The following is a 22,378-nucleotide window of genomic DNA, read 5'->3' on the forward strand; positions in this document are numbered from 1 at the left end:
GGGAGGGGCGACCTTACCCGCTACCTTTGCCCCATGAACCTCGCCGCCCGTATCGACCACACCCTGCTGCGCCCCGACTGCACCGAAGCACAAATCCTCCAGCTGTGCGAGGAGGCCGCTGCGCACGGCTTTGCCAGCGTGTGCGTGCCGCCCTGCTACGTGGCCTTGGCCGCCGCCCGGCTGGAAGGCACCACCGTGCCCGTGTGCACGGTAATCGGCTTTCCGCTGGGCTATGCTTCCTCCAGTGTCAAGTTTAAGGAGGCGGAAGTGGCCTTGTATGACGGCGCCCACGAGCTGGACATGGTCATCAACATTTCGGCGCTGAAGTCGGGCAAGACGGCCGCCATTCAGGCCGAAATCCTGGACTTGGCCGACCTCTGTCACGTGCACCAGGCCCTGCTCAAGGTCATTATCGAAACCGCCCTGCTCACGGAGGAAGAAATAGAACTGGCTTGCCAGCTCTGCGTGGCCGGCGAGGCCGATTTTGTGAAAACGTCCACCGGCTTTGCCAGCCGCGGCGCCAGCGTGGCCGACATCGAACTGATGCGCCGTGTGCTGCCCGAAAACGTGCGCATTAAAGCCGCCGGCGGCATCCGTACCCGCGCCGCCGCCGAGGCGCTGGTGGCGGCCGGCGCCGACCGCATCGGCTCGTCCAATAGCCTGGCCCTGATTGCTGAAACCGATGATTCGACCCTTGCTTAAGGCCCTGCTGCTGCCCTCGTTGCTTTCGTTGGTGGCCTGCGCCAGCACGGCCCAGCAGGCCCCCCAAACCAGCACCTCGCCCGACACCACCCGCAAGCCCGCCGCCACGGCCGCGCCCGCATCCATGCCGGCCGAGGACGTGAGCAAGTACCGGCCGGTGTTCACGGTGCCCAAACCGGCCCCCGTGGCAGCCGCTACGCCCGCGCCCAAAACGGTGGTGCCGCCCACCAGCCACGTGAACCCCCAGGTGGAGCAGCGCCTGCGCGACCAAGCCTACACCAACCAAAACGTGAAGTATGCCCAGGGCTACCGCATTCTGGTGTACCTCGGCCTGGAGCGCGACCAGGTGATGGCCATCCGGCGCAGCATCATCAGCCGCTACCCCGACGAAACCGATTACATCGTCTTCAAATCGCCCGTCTACCGCCTCTACATCGGCGACTACCTCACCAAGCTGGAAGCGGCGCGGGGCCTGGCCCGGCTGCGCGGCCTCACGCCCAAACTGGAGCTGGAACCTACGCAGGTGCTGCTGAACAAGAACCCGTAAGGCAGCAGAGCGGTGAAAGAACGTCATGCAGAGCGCAGCGAAGCATCGCGCTGGTGGCCGTGACCGAATCGTAAGAATTAGTTGAGTAGGCGAGATGCTTCGCTGCGCTCTGCATGACGGGCCGTCGCGGCCCCTTGTCCCTCTTTTCATGCCCCTCGACCTCCTTCCGCGCATCCAACAACTCGCCGCCCAGCACGCGGCCGACACCGTGGCCATTCGCCGTCACCTGCACGCCCACCCCGAGCTGTCGTTTGAGGAAACCAACACGGCTGCCTACGTCACGCAGGAGCTGCTGAAGCTGGGCCTCACGCCCCAGCCCATTGCCAACACCGGCGTGGTGGCCCTAATAGAAGGCCAGCCCGGTGGTCCCACCATTGCCCTGCGCGCCGACATGGACGCGCTGCCCATCACGGAGGCCAACGACGTGCCCTACCGGTCCACCAACCCCGGCGTGATGCACGCCTGCGGCCACGACGTGCACACGGCCTCGCTGCTGGGCGCGGCCCGCATTCTCACGGAGCTGAAAAGCGAATTCAAGGGCACTGTGAAGCTGATGTTTCAGCCGGGGGAGGAGCGGCTGCCCGGCGGCGCCTCGCTCATGATAAAGGAAGGCGTGCTGGAAAACCCGGCCGTGGCCAACGTGCTGGGCCAGCACGTGTTTCCGCACCTGCCGGCCGGCAAAATTGGCCTGCGCCCCGGCCGCTACATGGCCAGCACTGACGAGCTGTACCTCACCATCAAGGGCAAGGGCGGCCACGGCGCCATGCCCGAAATGAACCTCGACCCCGTGCTGGTGGCCGCCCACCTTATTGTGGCCGCCCAGCAGATTGTGAGCCGCCGCTCCAGCCCCAAAATTCCGTCGGTGCTCAGCTTTGGCAAGGTCATCGCCAACGGCGCCACCAACGTCATCCCCAACGAGGTCTACATCGAGGGCACCTTCCGCACCCTCAACGAGGAGTGGCGCGCCGAAGCCCACCAGCACCTGCGCCGCCTCTGCGAGGGCCTGGCCGAAAGCATGGGCGCGGTGTGCGAGCTTGAAATCCGGCACGGCTACCCGTACCTGGAAAACGAGCCCCAACTCACGGCCCGCGTGCGCGCCGCCGCCGAAGCCTACCTCGGCCCCGAAAACGTGGTGGAGCTCGACCAGTGGATGGCCGCCGAGGACTTCGCCTACTTTTCGCAGGCCGCCCCGGCGTGCTTCTACCGCCTCGGCACGCGCCACGAAGACGGCCGCTTCGCCTCCTCCGTGCACACGCCTACCTTCGACATCGACGAAAAGGCCCTTGCCACCGGACCGGGCCTGATGGCCTGGCTGGCCGTGCAGGAGCTGGCGGGGCAGTCCTAGGCCGCGCCCGGTTTCATTTCCTTTGCTCATTGCCCTATGAAACAGTTTTTGCTTGCGGCCCTGTGGGGCATGGTGCTGGCCCTGCCGGCAGCAGGCCAAACCCGCCGCACCGTTTTTGGCTGGCAGCTATGGCCCGAAGTGCAGGCTGAAGTGGCCCTGCCCACCACCAACGACTACCTCTTGGTGGCCGTGCGCGGCCAGCACCTCACCGACAACAACGGCTTCAGCGACCCCAACCGCGTGTTGGGCTTGGATGAGCGCCGCCTTACGCTGGGCTACGAGCATTTCTGGAACGAGCACTGGAGCATTGGCGCCACGGCGGCCTACGTTTCGGCCTACAACAGCTACGCCCTGCTGCCCGAGGTGCTGCTACGCCACCGCAGCCCCGTGGGCCCGCTCACCTTCGGCCAGCGCCTGAGCGTAGAGCGCGTCATTCCGGGGGCCAGCGGTGCCACGGGCCGCACCAATGCTCGTCTGCGCGTCGATTTGGAGAAAATAGTGCCGGTGAGCAGCTTCAGCATTCGCCCACGCCTGAGCTACGAAGCCACTACCCGCGTGCGCCTGCTGCGCTCCAACGACGACCCCAAGGAGCGCACCATCGACTTCACCAGCCTGCGCGGCGAAGTGGGCGTGCGCTTGTCCCCTTTGCTCGACGTGACGCCCTGGGTGGCTTACCAAACGCAGTACAGCTTCGGGCTGGCGCGGTACGACAAGGATGGCAACGAGATAGAGCCGGCCGGGCGGGCCAACGCCGTGTCGCCGGTGGTGGGGATTGATGTGCGGTTTACCTTCCTCAACGGGCAAGATGCCGCCGCTCGCAAGCAACTACCAACCCAGCACTAAGCCGCGCGCAGCAGGCGGAGTGACAAAATTGCAGGCTGATAATTTTTCTGTTTTTGCCACCTGCGAAGGGTATGTCAAGTTTTACTCGAGTGGCGGTGACAAATGCAAAAAGGTATTTTTATAAAACAGGACAATTTGTCTTAAAAATGTGACGCAAATTGGTTTGGTACGAATTTGAATGAAAGACAAGTGTGCCGCCAAACGGCGCTTGTTCTTTCACTTCCACATTCAACTTCTATACAAACCATGGCCACGTTGCTGTATAACACCCGTCCTTCCCTGCGTCCGAGCCGTGCGTTGAGCACCATGCTTGCCGACATGTTGCGCGACCCGCAAACCACCCCCACCACGCAGCCTACGCCCACGTTCATCCCGGCCGCCGACATTCTCGAAACGGCCGAAGGCTTTGAGCTGCACCTGGCCCTGCCGGGCCTGAAGAAGGAGGCCGTGCACATCGAATTCCACGACGGCCAGCTGGTGATTTCCGGCGAGCGCGCCAATCCCGCCGCAGCCGCCAAAGAAGCCGCTGCCACCGCCACCGAGGCCCACGCCACCGACGAAGCCAAAGCCGACGACAACAAGCCCGCTGTGGTGACGCCCGACGCGCCGGCCGCGCCCAAGTTCCGCCGCCTCGAAACCAATTACGGCACCTTTACTCGCAGCTTCCGCCTGCCCGACACGGTGAACGTAAAGGCTATTGGCGCCGAGCTGACCGACGGCATCCTCCGCGTCACGCTGCCCTTTGACACTGAAAAAGTGACCAAGCAGCACATCGAAATTCGCTAAGGGCGAGTGAGCATTTGCAAAAAAGGCACCCGCTCGGGTGCCTTTTTTGCAGTCGTGCTTGTTGCGTACGTATACAGCTCGATTTGGCCTGTTTTCTGCTAAAAGCAACCCTGAGGCGCTAAACTGAATCCTTCTCGCGTTGATAGAAACATCACCGGGCCGGCTCATCCGGTTTTCATGCCCGGAATGATAAATTAGGCTCTTCATTCACTGGTTTCACCTTTTTCAAATTTCCCTTACCCCATGCAAGCAAAACAAATGATGCTCGGCCTGCTCGGTTCCGCCATTTTGGGCGGCGGCGTGGCCGTGGGGGGGTACAAGCTGCTGGAGCCCGCCCCCGTGGCGCCCCAGGCTGTAGCCGCCAACCCCCAGGTGCGTTACACGTCCGAGATGCGGAGCACGCCCTACGTCGTGCCCGAAGGCTTGAACTTCGTAGCCGCCGCCGCCGCCGTGACCCCGGCCGTGGTGCACGTGATGACCGAATATGCCGCGGAGCCCGCCCAGCGCCAGCAGCAGATGGACCCCTTCCTGCGCCAGTTCTTTGGCGACCAGTTTGACCAGTTTCAGCAGCAGCCGCGCGGCGGCGGCCAGGGCTCGGGCTCGGGCGTCATCATTGCCGCCAACGGCTACATCGTGACCAACAACCACGTCATCGACAAAGCCTCCAAGATTGAAGTGGTGCTCGACGACAAGCGCAAGTTCGACGCCGAGCTGGTGGGCGCCGACCCGAACACCGACCTCGCCGTGCTGAAGGTGAAGGCCGACAACCTGCCTTTTGTGAAGTATGGCAACTCCGACGACGTGAAAGTGGGCCAGTGGGTGCTCGCCGTGGGCAACCCCTTCAACCTGAACTCGACCGTGACGGCCGGCATTATTTCCGCCAAGGGCCGCAACATCGGCATCCTGAACCGCAAGGACAACATGGGCCTGGAGTCGTTCATCCAGACCGACGCCGTGGTGAACCCTGGCAACTCGGGCGGCGCCCTCGTCAACCTCAACGGCGACCTCATCGGCATCAACTCGGCCATTGCCTCGCACACCGGCAGCTACGAAGGCTATTCGTTCGCCATCCCCAGCTCGCTGGCCAGCAAGGTGGTCGACGACCTGCTGAAGTACAAAGTGGTGCAGCGCGCCTTGCTGGGCGTGCAAATCCAGGAAGTGGACGCCAAACTGGCTTCGGAGAAAAAGCTGAACACCCTGAACGGCGTATATGTGCAGGGCCTGAGCGAAAACAGCGCGGCTGCTGCCGCCGGGTTGAAAACGGGCGACATCATCACCCAAATCAACGGCGTGAACGTGAATACCTCTTCGCAGCTGCAAGAGCAGGTGGCCCGCTTCCGCCCCGGCGACAAGATTAAAGTAAGCTACCTGCGCGGCGGCAGCACCGGCACCACCGAGGCCATCCTGCGCAACTCGACCGGTACCACCGGCGTGGTGCGCGAAAACACCGTGGCATCTATCAAGTATGAGGGCGCCACCATCTCGGCCGTTCCTGCCCGCGACCTGGCCAAGCTCGGTTTGGAAGGCGGCGCCAAAATCACCGGTATCAAGGGCAGCAATCTGCGCGAGACGGGCATGGCCGACGGCTTCATCATCACCCGCATCGACAAGAGCCAAGTGACCAAGCCCTCGGATGTGAAAAACATTCTCGACCAGGCCCGTAACGGCGGCGGCGTGTTGGTGGAGGGCGTATATCCGGATGGCCGCAAGGCATATTATCCCATCGGTGCCGAATAACATCTTTTTGCGTTAAAAAAGCCCCTGCCGCATTGGCAGGGGCTTTTTTTTGTACTGAGGCAGGACGAGATTTTGGGGTGAAGCAAAGGCAATACCAAACCGAAAAATTTATTTGGTAAGCCTGGTAGAAAAGATTGAATTATGGGCATAACTTCGGCCAAAATAGCCCCGAAAAAGCTGGCAATTGTGCTTCCTCAACAAGTCCTTTTGCCTGGCTCGCACGTAAGTAGGAAGTCCCACTGTGGGAATTATTGCTTAGGGTTTTGAACGGTAAACAGTCCGGCTTGTTTGCCACTACATGTGCATGGAAAACGTCATTAACACCCTCTACATCCAGAATTTTAAGTCGATTCGGAGCGCCGTGCTGCACCCGCGGCGCGTCAACCTCATCATTGGTCAGCCCAATGTGGGAAAGTCGACGGTCCTGGAAGCCATGAGCTTGCTGGGTGGTTTTCCGTACAGTAAAAAGAAAAAATTCATGGGCAGTTTCGTGCGCTACGAGAAGTCGGCGCACCTGTTCCACGACGGCGTGATGACGCAGCCGCTTCGGGTAGAAACCGACCGCGACATCTGCCTGCTGGGCCACGACGCCAAAAGCAAACGATTCCGGTACGGCGTATTCAGTCAGCCTGCTTACCGCTTGCTGCGCGCCCAGATGGGCCTGCCCCTGCTGGAAGGCCGCAATAAAGCCCGGTCCGGCGACGACGCTTTGCTGCTGGAGCGCCTCTACCCGCACCTGACCACGGCTTCGCCGCTGCCCGAGCCGGGCTTTCTCTACACCGAGTTTGACCGCCACGGTGCCATGGACCGGCCCGGCGAACCCGGCCATTACGTGGCCTCGGCGCCCGCTTGGCAGCCCCGCGCCGTGAAGTCGTACCGCTACAAGTCCGGCGGCCGCATCGACCGCCGGCACTTGGAAGCTTCTTTGCGCCCGCCCTACGGCAATAACTTGGTGCAGGTGCTGGAGCAGCACGCCGACCTGCGCCAGGAGTTTGCCGGGCTGTTTGCGGAGCGTGGCCTGCGCCTGCGGGTGCGCCCCGACGCCGGCCGCTTCGAGGTGATGAAGGAGATTGATGGGCTGAGCTTTGCCTACCCGTATTCGAGCAGCGGCGACACGCTGCAGCGCTACGGCTTCTACCTCGCGGCCATGGAGTCGAACCGCGACACCGTGATTCTGCTGGAAGAGCCGGAGGCCCATTCCTATCCGCAGTACGTGTCGCAGCTGGCCGAACGCATTGCCACGCAGCAGGAAAACCAGTTTTTTGTGACCACCCACAATCCGCACTTCTTCAGCGAAGTGTTGGAAAACATGGTGCCCTACGAAAACCGCGTGCCCGAGCTGGCCGTGTTTGTGGCGTACTACAAAGATTTTCAAACCAAAGTCCGGCAGCTGTCGGACGAAGAAGTGCGCGGCCTGCGGCGCGACAGCCTCGAAGTGTTCAACAACCTTGGCGACCTGGAGCAGGAGCGGATGGCGTTGCGCAAGGTGGGCTAGCCCCAATCGGCTCAATGCTGAAAAAGCCCCTTGTAGCTTGCTGCAAGGGGCTTTTTGTTGGGTTGTTTGTGCCCAAAAATGCCTCTAAAGGTCATTTTAGCCTAACCGCACTTTGGGACTGACGTATAAGCAGATGTCCGCAATTATTCTTCTGCCTATGCCAGCATTTCCCACCGATGCTTTCTCGCTAGAATACCGCTCCGATTTGGGCGTGCTCATTGGCCGTTGGCTGCAGGCCATGCCACCGCCCGAAGTGCAGGGCACCTACCAAGCCATGCTGGCGGCGGCAAAGGAGCACGGTAACTGCCGGTTTTGGCTGCTGGACCTGCGTCGGCGCCCGCTCGACGGCCCGGACCTGAACGAGTGGTTTCGGGACCAGTTTTCGCCGCAGGTAGCGGCGGCCTTGGGCGGGCCGCTGTTCACGGCCTACCTCTCGGGCCCGCACCAGCGTCAGGCCGCCGAAAGCGCCGAGATGGAAGCCCACCTGCGCCAGGCGGCGAGCATCGATTCTTACCCGCTGTTTTACGACAACGAAGCCGATGCCATGGAATGGCTGCGCGACCAGCAGGAGCGCGCCGGCATGCTGCCCGAGCCGCAAGAAGACAAGCGGCCGCGGTAAGGGGCGCGTCCGCCACGCCCGCGGGCCGGTGGCTGGGGCGCGCCATGCATCGTTCGGTGCCAAACCGTAGCTTTGCCGGCGCAACATCCCACCCCGAATATCTTTATGAAGCAAGCCCTCGAAGAAGCCACCGCGCCCGACGTGACCGTGGCCCATCCGCACGAAGACCCCCACGGCATTCAGGACGTGCTGCGCCAGTTGGGCGTGGCTTCCGACAACGCCGCCTACAGCACCGGCCGCGCCTGGGGCGGCCAAGGCAATGCCACCCGCCACACCGTGCAGGCGCCCGCCGACGGCCGCCGCATTGCCAGCGTGGCCTTCGCCACGCTCGACGACTACGACACCGTCATCAAAACCGCACAAGAAGCTTTCCAGACCTGGCGCCTCATGCCCGCCCCCAAACGCGGCGAAATCGTGCGCCAGATTGGCAACAAGCTGCGCGAATACAAGGAGCCCCTGGGCAAGCTGGTGAGCGCCGAAATGGGCAAAATCCTGCAGGAAGGCCTCGGCGAAGTGCAGGAAATGATTGACATCTGCGACTTTGCGGTGGGCCTTTCGCGCCAGTTGCACGGCTTCACCATGCACTCGGAGCGCCCGGCGCACCGCATGTACGAGCAGTACCACCCGCTGGGCCTGGTGGGCATCATTTCGGCCTTCAACTTCCCGGTGGCCGTGTGGAGCTGGAACGCCATGCTGGCCGCCGTGTGCGGCGACGTGAGCATCTGGAAGCCCTCGGAGAAAACGCCGCTCACGGCCGTGGCCGTGCAGCACATCATCCGCGAGGTGCTGGAAGAAAACGACATTCCCGAAGGCGTGTTCAGCCTGATTGTGGGCGGGGCCGACATTGGCGCCGCCATGGCCGCTGATAAACGCGTGCCGCTGGTGTCGGCCACGGGCAGCACCCGCATGGGCCGCAAAGTAGGCGAAGTGGTGGGCGCCCGCCTGGGCCGCGCCCTGTTGGAACTGGGCGGCAACAACGCCATCATCGTCACCAAAAACGCCGACCTTGACATTGCCATCCGGGCCATTGTATTCGGGGCGGTGGGCACGGCCGGGCAGCGCTGCACCAGCACCCGCCGCGTCATCATCGAAGACAGCGTGTTTGAGGAAGTGAAAAGCCGCTTGCTGGCCGTGTATCCCAAACTCCCCATTGGCCACCCGCTGCAGGAAGGCACCCTGGTGGGCCCGCTCATCGACGGCGACGCGGTGCGCATGTTCAGCGAAGCCCTGGCCAACGTGCAGGCCGAAGGCGGCAAGCTGCTCACCGGCGGCCAGGTGCTGAGCGGCGCCGAACTGCACGGCGGCCACTACGTGCAGCCCGCGCTGGTGGAGGTGGAAAACCACTACCACACGGTGCAAGAAGAGACCTTTGCGCCCATTCTCTACCTCATCAAGTACAGCGGCGGGGTCGAGAAAGCCATTGAGCTGCAAAACGACGTGCGCCAAGGCTTGAGCAGCAGCATCTTCACCCTGAACATGCGCGAAGCCGAAGCCTTCCTGGCCGCCACCGGTTCCGACTGCGGCATTGCCAACGTGAACATCGGCACGAGCGGGGCCGAAATCGGCGGCGCCTTCGGCGGCGAGAAGGAAACCGGCGGCGGCCGCGAGTCCGGCTCCGACGCCTGGAAAGTGTACATGCGCCGCCAGACCAACACCATCAACTACAGCACCGAACTGCCCTTGGCGCAGGGCATCAAGTTCGATATTTAATCGACCTGACTAAGGCGTACGCAACAAAAAGCCGCTCAGGTCCCTGAGCGGCTTTTTGCATCTAGGCCAAGCTGACCCTTACGCATCCTTCTTCCGAAAATCGCCCTGGGAAAAGTATTTTTCGATGAGGCAGTACATCATGATGAAAAAGTAGCGCGAGCCCATCTCCTTGATTTTGAGCTTGCTCTCGCCGTATTTGCGGTTGGTCCAGGAATTGGGCACCACGGCGTAGGAGTAGCCCCGCACGATGGCCTTCAGGGGCAGCTCCAGGGTGAGGTTGAAGTGGGGGGAGAGGAAGGGCTTGAGCCCGTCCATGGTGCGGCGGCGGTACAGCTTGAAGGCGTTGGTGCAATCGTTGTACTTGAGGCGGAAGGCGGTTTTGACGATGGCGTTGGCCACGCGGTTGAGGACTTTTTTATGGGGCGGGTAGTCCACCACGCGCCCGCCTTTGCCCCAGCGGGAGCCAAACACGCAGTCGTAGCCGCCCGCCACCATCGTGCGGTAGTAGCGCACCAGGTCAGCCGGGTCGTCGCTGAGGTCGGCCATCATCACGGCCACGCAGTCGCCGCTGTATCGCTCGAGGCCGTAGCGCACGGCGTAGCCGAAGCCATTGGGGCCCGCGTTAGTGTAGTAGGTCAGCGTCGGGATTTCGGCGGCCAGCGCCCGCAGGGCGCCGAGCGTGTCGTCTTTGCTGTTGTCGTTGGTGACGACAATTTCGTGGTCGATGCCCTCGGCCAGCAGCGTGGCGTACAGCGTGCGCAGGGTTTCGCCGATGCTTTCTTCTTCGTTATAAGCCGGGATGACGACGCTCAGCTTCATGCCGTTGGGGCAGGCTGGCGCCGGCGTAACTCGGTAAATATCTGGGTCAGGGTGGCGGTGAGGCCGTATTCGAACTGCCAGCCCGGGTAATGCTGCTGGAAGCGGCGCACGTCGGACACGTACCAGATGTGGTCGCCCACGCGGTTTTGCTCGGAGTAAGAGTACGACATCTTGTTGCCGGTAATCTCTTCGCACAGGGCAATGGCCTCCTGCATCGAGCAGTTGGCGAAGCGCCCGCCGCCGGCGTTGTACACTTCGCCGCCCGGGCGCGGGGCCTGGTAGAAATGCCAGAACATGTTCACCAGGTCGTGGGAGTGAATGTTGTCGCGCACCTGCTTGCCCTTGTAGCCGAATACCGTGTAGTGGTCGCCGGTGATGGCGCACTTCATCAGGTACGACAGGAAGCCGTGCAGCTGCGCCCCTGAGTGGCGCGGCCCCGTGAGGCAGCCCCCGCGGAAAACGGCCGTCTTCATGCCGAAGTAGCGCCCGTACTCCTGCACCAGCACGTCGGCCGCCACCTTGCTGGCCCCGAAGAGCGAGTGCGTGGTGTGGTCGATGCTCATGCGCTCGTCGATGCCGTGGGCGAAGTAGGGGTGGCTTTCGTCAATTTCCCACCGGGTTTCCAATTCCACCAGGGGCAGGGCGTTGGGCGTGTCGCCATATACCTTGTTGGTGCTCGTGAAGATGAACACGGCCTCGGGGCAATGGCGGCGCGTCATTTCCAAGAGGTTGAGGGTGCCGTTGGCGTTCACGGTGAAATCGGTGAAGGGCTCGCGCGCGGCCCAGTCGTGGCTGGGCTGGGCGGCCGCGTGCACCACCAGCGCAATGTCGCCGCCGAATTCCTGAAAGATACCTTCCACGGCCTGCTGGTCACGAATGTCGACGTTGTAGTGGCGGTAGTTGGCGAAGGCCGTCTGCAGGCGCACCCGGTTCCAATCGGTCGAAGCCTGCTCGCCGAAGAAGTAGGCGCGCAGGTTGTTGTCCAGGCCCACCACCACGTCGAATTTATCGGCGAAGAATTCCACCGCTTCGGAACCTATAAGCCCTCCGGCCCCCGTGATTACTGCAATTCTCATACTAATCAGGACCGGGCCCTAGCCCAGAATCGGTTTCAACGTTGCCTCGTTTTCGCGCAGCCAGTGATACACGTCGGTCACAATCTGCTCGGCCGAGCGGGTGGGCGTCCAGCCGGTGAGCGCGGTCACGCGGGCATTATCGGTGAGGTAGAGCGCGATGTCGGCCTGCCGGTTTTCGGCCTGCGAGCTGATGGGTACCGTATTGCCGGTCACGCGTTGGCAGATGGCCGTCAGCTCCTGCAGGCTCACGCTGATGTCGCGCCCACCGCCCACGTTCAGGGTCTTGCCGCTCACCTGCTCCAGGTTTTCGAGTTGGTACTTCACTAAGTCGAACAAATCGTCGACGTGCAGAATGTCGCGCACCTGCTTGCCGGTGCCGCCGAAGCCGAAGTAGCCCAGCGGTTGCTTCCAGAGGTGGCGGGCCACCCACAGCACAACCACGCCCTGGTCGACCTTGCCCATCTGCCAAGGGCCGGTGAGCACGCCGCAGCGGTTTATCACCGTGCGCATGTTGTAGAAGTGGTGGTATTCCTGAATCAGGTACTCCGAGCACAGCTTGGTGGCACCGTAGAGCGAGCGGTAGCCCTCCAGGGGGAAGCCTTCGGCCAGGCCGCGGGGCGAGACGCCGGCAATGGGCTGCTCGGGGCTCACCTCGAAGCGCGTCTCGGCCTCGACGGTCCGGATTTTCTCAATTTGATTAATCGGATAAATCCGGCTCGTGGACAAGAACACAAACGCCGCGTTGTGCTGACGGGCGAAGTTCAGGCAGTTCACCGTGCCCGCCAGGTTGGTGTTAATCAAGTAGTCCGGGGCCGAGGTGAGGCCGGCCAGCACCGAGGGCTCGGCCGAGGCTTCGATGACGGCGTTCACGGCGGGCAAGGCGTCGAAATCCTCTTTGTTGCGAATGTCACCGTGGACAAACTCAATGCCGGCCTCGCGTAGGCGGGGCAGGTTCAGCTCCGAGCCGCGGCGTTTGAGGTTGTCGAGGGCGAAGATGCGGCACGCGGGATAGGCTTCGCGGAATCGCAGGGCCAGGGCCGAACCCACAAAGCCAGCGCCACCGGTAATAAGGAGGGATTTTACAGACATTGAAGCACGTTGGACTGTAAAATTATGGGTATTGTGTGGAAAGGATGGGGACTATCTTATAACTAATTTACAATCAGCAAATTGAATTTTGAATGAGGGCTTAGTGATTTTCCTCAATCTTGATATCGCCGTGTCCTTTGTGGTAAAGCGTGGTGCCGTGGTACATCACGTAGTATACCCGGTAGAGCTGGCCCCGCCGAAAAGAACTGCCGCTGATGTCGAACTGAAACTCCTGATTGGGCGAAAGGCCCGGTGAAGTAGCCTCGATAAGAGGCTGATACACTTGGTTCACGACCACCACTTTGCAGCGCACCGCTTGGGGGCTTTGCCACGAGCTATAGGAGAACCTAAACGCGCCAATGGCTGGATTGGGGTAGCCGGCGGTGGAGATTTTGCCAGGGTTTTGCACGGGCCCGTTCAGGTCGAGCCCCAAGGATTGGAAAAGCTTTTGCTCCGTGGTGTTCCATTTGCCGTCGAGCGTCCAGTCGGTGGGGTCCGTCGGGCCCATGGGCAAGTTGGTGCCGGTGCGCAAGTCGTGGCCTTCGCCCGGGCCAAAGTTGATGAACAGGCTGGACGACGCGTCCGAGTCGCTTTTGGAGCAGCTGCTGAGTGACAGGCTGGTGCCAAGGGCGAGCAGCGAGAGGCCGAAGGAACGCAAACGGAGTGGCAGAGGCATGGTGGAAAAAGGTTAATTTGCGAACAAGTTACGGCCGTTGGGCCGGGCTGCAACCCTGTCCCTGCGAGTGGGGTCCTTCGCTCGCTATAGCTTTTCAACACTTCGCCTTTCTCTGCACATGGAAGCCGCCGTTGCCTACGTTGACATCAATGCTCCGCTGGTGGAGCGCTGCCGCCTGAACGACCGCCAGGCCCAGGCCGAAATTTACCGGCGCTACGCCAAGGCCATGTTCAACGCGGCCCTGCGCATCACCGGCGACTACGCCGAAGCCGAAGACGTGCTGCAGGAGTCGTTTCTGAGCGCCTTTCGGGAGCTCAGCAGCTACAAGGGCGACTCGTCGTTTGGGGCCTGGCTCAAGCGCATCGTCGTCAACAAAAGCATCAACTGCCTGCGGCAGCGGCGCCTGGCGCTGGTGCCCCTGGGCGAGCAGCACCACGACGAACCGGCCGAGGGCGTCGGCCCTTCGCCCGAAGACGAAGCCGACGTGAGCTACCGCGCCGACGTGCTGCGCCGCTGCATTCAGGAGCTGCCCGACGGCTACCGCGTGGTGCTGAGCCTCTACCTGCTCGAAGGCTACGACCACCTCGAAATTGCCGGCATTCTGGGCATTTCCGAGTCTACTTCCAAGTCGCAGTACAGCCGGGCCCGGGTGCGCCTGCGCGAGCTGGCCGCCCAGCGCGGCCTCAGCTAAGCCACATCCATTCGTGTTTCCATTCGTTATTCTTATTTCCTCACTACTCTTCATCCTTTTTCGCCCGGCCGCGGCAGCCACCCCATTATCCCCGCGGCCCCTTTGGAACCTGGACGAACCGTGCGTTTGCAACCATCCATGAACCCGAACAAGCCCAATTCGTTAGAAAACTTCGTCGACCGGCACCGCGCCGACTTCGACGCGCACGAGCCGCGCCCCGACCTGTGGGCCGCCCTCGAGCAGCAGCTTGCCGAACCCCTGACCCCGCCGGCCCTGCGCCGGGCCGAAGAACTCATTGCCGCCCCAGTGCCCGCCGCGCCGGCCAGTTGGCTGCAGCGCTACGGCGTAGCCGCTTCGCTGGCCCTGCTGGTGTTTGCCGCCGGCGCCAGCGAAGCCTGGAAATCAAACCATGCATCGCCCGCGCTCACGGCCGTTGCTACGCCCAAAACCAGCACCGGCGCCTCGGCTGAGTCCGATGCGGCCCTGTACCAGGGCGGCAATCCCATGGCCATGGCAGCTGCCGAACGCACCACCGGCGCCGACAGCCAACTCGTGCGGGCTGTGCGCGGCATGGAAGCTTACTACACCAATCAGCTGGCGCGCCGCCAGAGCGAGCTGAATGAGATGCGCGGCCCCGGCACCGCCGGCATGACCGCCGACTGGCAGCGCGAGCTGGTGTCGCTCGATTCGAGCTACCGCCAGCTGAAGGCCGAACTGCTGCACCACCCGCAGCCCGACGCCGTGCTCACGGCCATGAACCGCAACCTGCAGGTGCGGCTCGACATTCTGGACCAGCAGCTGAACCTGGGCACCCGTGCCGCCGAGGACCGCAGCACGGGCTCGTTCGTTCTGGCCGACAGCCGCCACGATTCGGAATGAAAAGGCTGATTCGTTCCTGGCGGCTGGCCTTGGTCGCGGCGCTGTTCGCGACGCTGGGTGCGCGGGCGCAGGCCGTGCAGAGGGCCAGCTTCGGCTCGCAGGGCCTGGCCATCGAAGCCTTTATTGCGGTGGAAGTTGCCGCGGGCGGGCCCCAAAACCCGCTGCCGGAACAGGCCACCGAGCAGCAGGAAACCATGCTGCAGGTAGAGCAGCGCCGCCGTCTCAGCCGTAGCTACGCGGTGCCCAAGGCGGGCCGCCCGTTCTCGCTGGACACGCGCTACGGCCGGGTGCAAATCAACCCTTGGAACAAGCGCGAAATCAAAGTAGAGGCCGAACTGATAGCGCGCTCCGAAACCGACCAGGGCGCCCGCCAGGTGCTCGACGCGCTGGGCGTGCAGTGGCTAGACTACGACGCCAAAACCGGCGGCGTGGCCGTGAGCACGCAGTTTGGCCCCCTGCTGCGCGGGCGGCCCGGCGGCTGCCGCTACGAGGTGAACTACACCGTGTGGCTGCCCCGCACCACGGCGCTGCGCGTGCACAACAACTTTGGCGAAGTGAGCATTGCCGGCGACCTCAGCGGCCCCACCGAGCTGGCCGTGGACTACGGCGCCCTGCGCACCGGCCGCCTCGACGGCCCCCGCAACCTGCTGCGCATCGGCAACGGCGACTGCACGGTGGCGTTTGCCGCCCGCGCCAGCATCGACGCCAGCTACGCCCGCCTGCGCCTCGACCAGGGCACGACCGTGGACCTGCGCAACAACTATTCCGACATCGACATCGGCACGGTGCAGGACCTGACCGTGCACAGCAAGTACGGCGACGTGGCCCTGGGCAGCGTGCGCAACCTGCGCGGCTCGTCGGGCTACTCGCGCTTCACCATCGACAAAATCGGCGAGGCCCTCGACATGGCCGTGCGCTACTGCCCCGATTTTGTGGTGCGCGACATGGGCGCCAACTTCCGGCAGGTGAACCTGGACGGGGGCTTCAGCACCATTCGGCTGGGCTTTGCCGAAGCGCCGGTGTTCCGGTTCGACGTGAGCACCGAGCAGGGCCAGCTGCTGGTTGACAAAAGCGCGGTGCGCGTGCTGTCGCAGGAAAACGGCCCGCAAACCAGCGACGTGCTGGGCGTGTTTGGCGGCCCGGTGCCGGCCCCCAACTGCGGCAATGTGAACATCAAGGTGCGCTACGGCACGGTGCGGTTTAGCCGGTAGGGGAGGCGTTTCGCGGCCGCGTGCCGTTCTTTGAAACGATGCATTTCTTTCGTTTCATCTTTCTGTGCCTGCTGGCCAGTTCCGCCGCGGCCCAAGTTGCTCCTGCCGTGCCCCACGCCGCCCAAACCTCCGCGCCCAAAGCCCACGCGCTGCGCCTGCGCCCCGGCGACGACCTGCGCCAATCCCTGACGGCGTATGCGCAGGCCCACCACATCCGGGCGGGTGCCATGGTGACGTGCGTGGGCAGCCTCACGGTGGCCACGCTGCGGCTGGCCAACCAGGAGGGCCCCACCGTGTACCGCGGGCATTTCGAGATTGTGTCGCTGGTGGGCACGCTTTCCAGCAACGGCTCCCACCTGCACTTGGCCGTTTCGGACAGCACAGGGCGCACCATCGGCGGGCATTTGCTGGATGGGTGCCGCGTATACACCACGGCCGAAATCGTGCTGAATGAGCTGCCCGAGCTGGAGTTCCGGCGCGAAACCGACCCCACATTTGGCTACCAGGAGCTGGTGGTTCGTCCTACGGCCGAGCTTAAAAATGAGCCGGTTTCGGGGGGCGCAAAAAAAAGCCGGGCGCAACCAAAAAAATGAGAACGCGAAGATGAAGGCATAGCGGCACATGCTTATACTTGTGGTACTGTAGGCGCCGCTGCTACGGCCGGAGGCCGGGGAGTTGCCTTCTCCGTCTTCCTCTATCATCGTTATGTCTACTGTTACCCGCGGGGCCTCGTTGGCACTGCTCGTGGCGGCCCCCTTGCTCGGGATGGGCCAGCAAACTCCTACCACCCTGCCCAAGCCGGGCCAATTGGTGAACGAAGGCGTGGCCTTGCACGACAAGGAAGACTACGCCGGTGCCATTGCCAAATACCAAGCCGTGACGCCCGGCGACTCGTCCTACGCCTTGGCCCAGAGCGAGCTGGCGCTCACCTACTACGTATCGGGCAAGCACGCAGAAGCCGTGGCCGCCGCCAAGCGTGCCCTGGCCCTCAACCCTTTTGAGCCCGTCACCTACAACACCCTGGCCAATGCCCAAGACGAGTTGAAGCAGGTGGACGCTGCCTTGGCCACGTTTAAGCAGGGCCTGCAGTTGTTTCCCTACAATCAGAATCTGTACTTCAACCAAGGGGTGACGTACCTGCAGCAAGGCCGCACCGCCGAAGCCTTGGCCAGCCTGCAGCACAGCGCAGAGCTCAACCCCACGCACCCCGGCACGCACCGCCTGCTGGCCGTGGCCGCTGCCCGCCAGGGCCAAACCGCCCACGCCCTCATCAGTTGGCTGGCCTACCTGGCCCTTACCGACGCGGGCACGGCCAGCCACAACGTGCTGGTGCAGGCCGAGCGCCTCTCGCAGGGCGTGGCCGTGGTGGAAGACAACGAAAAAGTGAAGCCCGTGGCCCCCAACGCCGCATTTGCCGAACTCGACCAGCTGCTGGAAAGCAAGGTGGCGTTGCAAAAGGAATACGTGTCGAAAGTGAAGTTTCAGGCCGCGGTGGTGAAGCAAACCCAGCTGCTGGTGGAGAAATTTCCGACCGAAGGCGCAGCCGACGATTTCTGGGTGCGGGCCTACGGCCCCATGGTGGCCGTGCTGCGGAAAGACGACAACCTGACGCCCTTCACGTATCTCATTCTGCAATCGGCGGACGAAGGCAAGGGTGCCGGCCCGTGGGTGAAAAGCAACAAAGCCAAGGTGCAGGCCATGCTGAATGCCGCCGTGCCGGCCCTGATGGAAATGCGGCGGCAGCAACAAGTGGCGGGCGGCCCGACGGGCCAGCGTCTGGAGGCTTGGTTCAACGACAACGGCAAGCCCGATGGACTGGGACCGGCCGTGAACGAGAAGGGAAAATTCCGCTCGACCGGCGACTGGATTTCGCTCAGCAGCCAAGGTGCCGTCGACGCCGTGGGGCGCTTCAACGCGGCCGGCCAGCGAGTGGGCCCCTGGAAGGTGCTGCGCCCCGACGGCACGGTGGAGAAAACGTTTGTCTACAACGACAAAGGCGAGCGCGAAGGCTTGGCCCGCGAGTTCCACCCCAACGGCCAGCCGTCGTACGACATCAACTACAAGGCCGATAAGATTGACGGCTTGCTGACGGCCTACAACGAGTGCGGCGCCCGCACCGGCAGCCGCACCTTCAAGGCCGGCAACCTGGAAGGGCCTTACGCCACGTACTACGACAACGGCCAGTTGCTCCTGCGTGCCACCCTGCACGCCGACAAGCAGGACGGCCTGGAGGAAGGTTTCTTCCAGGACGGCACCCTGCAATACACCACCACCTACGCCAACGGCGTGAAGCAAGGGCCGTTTACCACGTTTTACGCCGATAAAACACCGCTGAACAAAGGCACCAACGACAAAGGCGAGCACGACGGTCCCTACACCGAATATCACCCCAACGGCGCCGTGAGCGAAGAAGGCCGCTTCGCCCACGGCAAGCGCACGGGCACCTGGCGCAGCTTCTACCTCAACGGCAAGCCCAACGCCGAGAAGAACTACGACGAAGCCGGCGAGTTCCACGGCGTGTACCACGACTACGACGAAACCGGCCACCTCTACGCCGACACCGACTACGCCCACGGCCGCGTGGTGCGCATTCGCTACTACGACCAAGCCGGTAAAACCTTGGTAGACCAAGCCGTGAAAAAGGGCCGCGTGACTATGCAGGGCCTCGACCCGCAGGGCCACAAGGCCTCGGTGGGCACGTTTGTGGACGGGCAGATGGCCGGCGAATGGAAATGGTTTTACGCCGACGGCGGCGTGCGCGAAATTTCCCATTTCGACGACAAGGGCAACAAGAGCGGCACCTCAGAATTCTACTACCGCGGGGGGCAGCTGCAGCGCCGCACCCGCTTCGGTGCCGATGGCCAGGAAGACGGCTACTACGAGCAATACTACCTGGATGGGCAGCCCGCCGTGACCGGCTACTACCTGGCCGGCGAGCGCCACGGCCCTTGGAAAGACTACTACGTGGACGGCCGCGTGAGCGAGGAGTACGAGTACTATAAAGGCGGGCTCAACGGCCCGGCGCGCAGCTTCGAGCCCGGCGGCAAGCTTACTCAGGAACGCCTGAACGAGTTTGGGGCCCTGCGCCGCATCGTCACCTTCGACTCCGTGGGCAAGGAGATGAGCCGCGTGGAACTCAAGCCCGACAGCAAGGAAATCAACCTGCGCTACCCCAGCGGCAAGCCTCTGTACCGCGCGGCCCTGACCTGCTACAGCAGCAACGGGCCATCCATGTGGTTTCGGCCCGATGGCAGCACCGAGTCATCGTTCGGGCAGGCGAGCGGCCGCCGGCAAGGACCCTTCCGCTCCACGTTCGCCAACGGCAAGCCCGAACGCGTGGGCGAATACCGCGACGGCCAGCCTCATGGCGAATGGCTCACCTACTATTCCAACGGCCAGCTGCGGCGCAAAGGCCGTTACCGCGCCGGCGAGGAAGAAGGCGAGTGGACGTATTACTTCCCCAACGGCCAAGTGGCCATCGTGGAGCAGTACGACGGCGGCAACCTGCACGGCAGCAGCAAGCGCTACAACCCTGCCGGCGAGCTGCTGGAAGAGAAAACCTACGAATATGGCTCCCTGGTGAGCTTCCGCGGGCCGGGCGAGGGCGCGGCCTTCCAGCCGCTGGCCAACCAGACCGGCACCATTGCCGTGGCCTTTGCCAATGGCAAGCCCGCCGCTTCGGAAAGCTTCGACCACAACCAGGCCACCGGCCCGGCCACCTACTACTACGCCTCGGGCGAGGTGTTCCGGCGCACCGCGTTTGCCAAAGGGCTGCGCACGGGCCTGCTGGAAAGCTTTTACCCTGGCGGCAAGCGCATGGAAGAAGAAAACTACCTGCACGGCGAGCTGCACGGACGCTGCCGCTACTACCGCCCCGACGGCACCCTGGAGCGTGAGGAAACCTACCGCAGCGGCGAGCGGCGCGGCCCCACCACCTACTTCGACGCCGCCGGCAAGCCCCTGCGCACCGAGACCTACTGGAACCTGATGGTGTACGATACCAAATAAGGTGAACCGGCGTTCGGTGTGTACCTTGTAGTGGCCTGATACTTACGTAGTCAATTCTTATTTTTTTGTACATGTATTCGTCTACTCTATTCCTGTCGCTGTTCCTGCTTGTGGGCCTAGCGGCGCAAGCCCAGGCGCCTGGCGCAACGGTGGCCGAGATGAAAAAGCAATACCCCGGCGAGAAAGCGGTGTACCTGGAAATGCGCCAGGACCTGACCGTGGAAATCCGTAACGATTCGGTGCAGGTGCTGGCCCGGCACCACGCCGACATGCTGCACCTCGACGAACAGTCGGGTGCGTACGCCAACGACCGGGTGTTCAGCTCGCACTTCAACCGCCTGCAGAAGCTGGAAGCCCGCACCATGGTGCCCAACGGCGACAAGTTCAAGGCCGTGAAAGTGACCGATTTCAAGGACAAGTTTGAGATTCAGTCCGGGGTGTTTTTTGACGATACCCGGTCGACTTCGTTCTCGTTTCCGGCCGTGTCGCCGGGCGCCCGCACCATCACCGATTACACGGTGAAGCACGTGGACGCCCGCTTCGTGATGCCGTTTTTTGTGGGCTCCTACGTGCCCGTGCGCCACGCCGAACTCACCATCACGGCGCCCAGAGGCGTGGTGATTGGCTACAAGACGTTTCACGCCGAAAACACGCCCATCAAGTACACCAAAGAGGAAAAGGGCAGCCAGGTAATCTACCGCTGGACGGCCGACAACCTCACCAGCCCGCCGCGCGAGGACGACGGCCCCGAGGCCAGCTACTACCTGCCGCACATCGTGTTTTTTGTGCAGGAAGCCACTGTGAACGGGCAGCCGCGCAAGCTCCTGGCCGGCGTGCCCGAGCTGTATAACATGTACGCCGACTTCGTGCGGCGCATCGACCGGCAGCCCAGCCCGGCGCTGCAGCACCGCGTCGACTCGCTGGTGGCCGGCGCCAAGACGGAGGAGGAAAAGGTGCGCCGCATCTACTACTGGGTGCAGGACAACGTGAAGTACATCGCCTTCGAGCAGGGCCTGCGCGGCTTCATTCCGCACGATGCCGGCCTGGTGTATGCCCGCCGCTACGGCGACTGCAAGGACATGGCCAACCTCACCAACGAGATGCTGCACCTGGCCGGCGTGAAAACCGCCTACCTGACCTGGGTGGGCACCCGCGACCTGCCCTACAAGTACGCCGAGCTGGCCACGCCCGGCGTCGACAACCACATGATTGCGACCTACGAGCCCAAGCCGGGCCAGTACGTTTTCCTGGATGCCACCAGCAAGCACACGCCCTACGGCATGCCCTCGGCCATGATTCAGGGCAAGGAGGGCCTGCTGGGGCTCGACCCCAAGAATAGCCTGGTGGTGCCCATTCCGGCCATGGACAAAACCCGCAGCGGCTTCGACGACGCCTCCGTGCTGACCCTGGACGGCACCACGCTGCGCGGCACCGGCAAGCTGAACCTGGCCGGCTACACCAAAGTCAACCACAGCTACGGCCTCGATGGGCTGGACCGCACCGCCGAGCCCAAGTACGTGAAGGCGCTGCTGGAGCGCGGCAACAACAAATTCTTCGTTGACAAATACAGCATTGCCAACTTGGAAGCCCGCGACCAGCCCCTGAGCATCAGCTACGACTACCGCCTGCAGGACTACGTGCAGCAAGTGGACGACGAAGTGTACGTGAACCTGAGCCTGGAGCGCCCCTACGCCACCGACCGCATCGACTCGACCACGCGCAAGCTGCCGCGCTACAACGAGTTTGCCCACACCGACCACACCCGCACCGAACTGGTGGTGCCCGCCGGCTACGAGGTGAGCTACCTGCCGCCCACGGTGCAGGCCCAGGGCGACGCCCTCGGCTTTAAGGTGAGCTACGAGCGCAAGGGCGACAAAATCATCCAGGACCGCGAGGTGTACGTGAACTACCTGCTGCTCCAGCCCAAGCAATTCGGCAGCTGGAACGCGGTGGTGAACAAGCTGGGCAGTGCCTACCGCGAGGTGGTGATTTTGAAGAAGAAAAAGACCTAACGTGCCGCTGGCAGCAGGCGGGCGCCTCACCCCCTGCCCCCCTCTCCTAAGGGAGAGGGGGCACCGGTGATGCTTCTGTCGAAATTCGTCAGGCTCCCCGCTCCCTTTGGAGAGCGGCCGGGGGGAGGCGCCA

Annotated in this window: 19 protein-coding genes; 15 read left to right on the forward strand and 4 right to left on the reverse strand. The window is 63.1% G+C overall.

The window, feature by feature from the left end:
* The first annotated feature begins 33 nt into the window (after window positions 1-33).
* The 9 genes from deoC to amaB all read left to right on the forward strand — a co-directional run bounded on the left by deoC (window position 34) and on the right by amaB (window position 9,784).
* Entirely contained in the window at window positions 34-702 is a 669-nt protein-coding gene (gene deoC / locus JAO73_RS06260) for a deoxyribose-phosphate aldolase (protein WP_190925798.1), read from the forward strand.
* Window positions 683-1,249, forward strand: coding sequence for a hypothetical protein (locus tag JAO73_RS06265; protein ID WP_198976243.1), 567 nt, complete (start codon window positions 683-685; stop codon window positions 1,247-1,249). The genes deoC and JAO73_RS06265 overlap by 20 nt, the downstream gene beginning before the upstream one ends.
* Window positions 1,250-1,397: 148 nt before the next feature.
* On the forward strand, window positions 1,398-2,594 hold the full coding sequence (locus tag JAO73_RS06270) for a M20 metallopeptidase family protein (protein ID WP_198976244.1): 1,197 nt from the start codon (window positions 1,398-1,400) through the stop codon (window positions 2,592-2,594).
* Between the two features lie 36 nt (window positions 2,595-2,630).
* The gene (locus JAO73_RS06275) at window positions 2,631-3,437 is read left to right on the forward strand and encodes a hypothetical protein (RefSeq protein WP_198976245.1); all 807 of its coding nucleotides are present in this window, start codon (window positions 2,631-2,633) and stop codon (window positions 3,435-3,437) included.
* 246 nt (window positions 3,438-3,683) lie between these two features.
* Complete coding sequence (locus JAO73_RS06280; RefSeq protein WP_190925807.1) at window positions 3,684-4,223, forward strand: Hsp20/alpha crystallin family protein; 540 nt, start codon at window positions 3,684-3,686, stop codon at window positions 4,221-4,223.
* A 243-nt stretch (window positions 4,224-4,466) separates the two neighbouring features.
* Entirely contained in the window at window positions 4,467-5,960 is a 1,494-nt protein-coding gene (locus JAO73_RS06285; RefSeq protein WP_233168721.1) for a S1C family serine protease, read from the forward strand.
* A 304-nt stretch (window positions 5,961-6,264) separates the two neighbouring features.
* Window positions 6,265-7,455, forward strand: coding sequence for an AAA family ATPase (locus tag JAO73_RS06290; RefSeq protein ID WP_198976246.1), 1,191 nt, complete (start codon window positions 6,265-6,267; stop codon window positions 7,453-7,455).
* A gap of 157 nt (window positions 7,456-7,612) precedes the next feature.
* Window positions 7,613-8,074, forward strand: coding sequence for a hypothetical protein (locus tag JAO73_RS06295; protein WP_198976247.1), 462 nt, complete (start codon window positions 7,613-7,615; stop codon window positions 8,072-8,074).
* A 105-nt stretch (window positions 8,075-8,179) separates the two neighbouring features.
* The gene (gene amaB / locus JAO73_RS06300) at window positions 8,180-9,784 is read left to right on the forward strand and encodes an L-piperidine-6-carboxylate dehydrogenase (protein WP_198976248.1); all 1,605 of its coding nucleotides are present in this window, start codon (window positions 8,180-8,182) and stop codon (window positions 9,782-9,784) included.
* 78 nt (window positions 9,785-9,862) lie between these two features.
* On the opposite strand, the gene JAO73_RS06305 is transcribed toward amaB, so the two are convergent.
* The 4 genes from JAO73_RS06305 to JAO73_RS06320 all read right to left on the reverse strand — a co-directional run bounded on the left by JAO73_RS06305 (window position 9,863) and on the right by JAO73_RS06320 (window position 13,444).
* Window positions 9,863-10,603 (reverse strand): glycosyltransferase family 2 protein, encoded by a 741-nt coding sequence (locus JAO73_RS06305; RefSeq protein ID WP_198976249.1) that lies wholly within the window; start codon window positions 10,601-10,603, stop codon window positions 9,863-9,865.
* Window positions 10,600-11,679 carry an NAD-dependent epimerase/dehydratase family protein gene (locus JAO73_RS06310; RefSeq protein WP_198976250.1) on the reverse strand — a complete coding sequence of 360 codons (1,080 nt, stop codon included), beginning with the start codon at window positions 11,677-11,679 and terminating at the stop codon, window positions 10,600-10,602. The genes JAO73_RS06305 and JAO73_RS06310 overlap by 4 nt, the downstream gene beginning before the upstream one ends.
* An 18-nt stretch (window positions 11,680-11,697) precedes the next feature.
* Window positions 11,698-12,768 (reverse strand): NAD-dependent epimerase/dehydratase family protein, encoded by a 1,071-nt coding sequence (locus JAO73_RS06315; protein WP_198976251.1) that lies wholly within the window; start codon window positions 12,766-12,768, stop codon window positions 11,698-11,700.
* 100 nt (window positions 12,769-12,868) lie between these two features.
* A complete protein-coding gene (locus JAO73_RS06320) occupies window positions 12,869-13,444 on the reverse strand; it encodes a hypothetical protein (protein WP_198976252.1) in 576 nt (191 codons plus the stop codon).
* A 118-nt stretch (window positions 13,445-13,562) separates the two neighbouring features.
* Between JAO73_RS06320 and JAO73_RS06325 the strand changes: the two genes are divergently transcribed.
* From JAO73_RS06325 to JAO73_RS06350, 6 genes are all read left to right on the forward strand, one after another.
* Window positions 13,563-14,135, forward strand: a complete 573-nt coding sequence (locus tag JAO73_RS06325; RefSeq protein ID WP_198976253.1) for an RNA polymerase sigma factor — start codon at window positions 13,563-13,565, stop codon at window positions 14,133-14,135.
* Between the two features lie 138 nt (window positions 14,136-14,273).
* Window positions 14,274-15,014, forward strand: a complete 741-nt coding sequence (locus tag JAO73_RS06330; RefSeq protein ID WP_198976254.1) for a hypothetical protein — start codon at window positions 14,274-14,276, stop codon at window positions 15,012-15,014.
* Window positions 15,011-16,225 (forward strand): hypothetical protein, encoded by a 1,215-nt coding sequence (locus JAO73_RS06335; RefSeq protein ID WP_198976255.1) that lies wholly within the window; start codon window positions 15,011-15,013, stop codon window positions 16,223-16,225. Before JAO73_RS06330 ends, JAO73_RS06335 begins: the two co-directional genes overlap by 4 nt.
* Before the next feature lie 38 nt (window positions 16,226-16,263).
* Entirely contained in the window at window positions 16,264-16,818 is a 555-nt protein-coding gene (locus tag JAO73_RS06340; RefSeq protein WP_198976256.1) for a PPC domain-containing DNA-binding protein, read from the forward strand.
* Window positions 16,819-16,930: 112 nt separating this feature from the next.
* Entirely contained in the window at window positions 16,931-20,233 is a 3,303-nt protein-coding gene (locus JAO73_RS06345; RefSeq protein ID WP_198976257.1) for a tetratricopeptide repeat protein, read from the forward strand.
* Window positions 20,234-20,304: 71 nt separating this feature from the next.
* Window positions 20,305-22,245 carry a DUF3857 domain-containing protein gene (locus tag JAO73_RS06350; protein WP_198976258.1) on the forward strand — a complete coding sequence of 647 codons (1,941 nt, stop codon included), beginning with the start codon at window positions 20,305-20,307 and terminating at the stop codon, window positions 22,243-22,245.
* Window positions 22,246-22,378 lie beyond the last annotated feature (133 nt).

Origin of the sequence: Hymenobacter miniatus (assembly GCF_016427455.1) — a bacterium.
GTDB classification, from domain to species: domain Bacteria; phylum Bacteroidota; class Bacteroidia; order Cytophagales; family Hymenobacteraceae; genus Hymenobacter; species Hymenobacter armeniacus.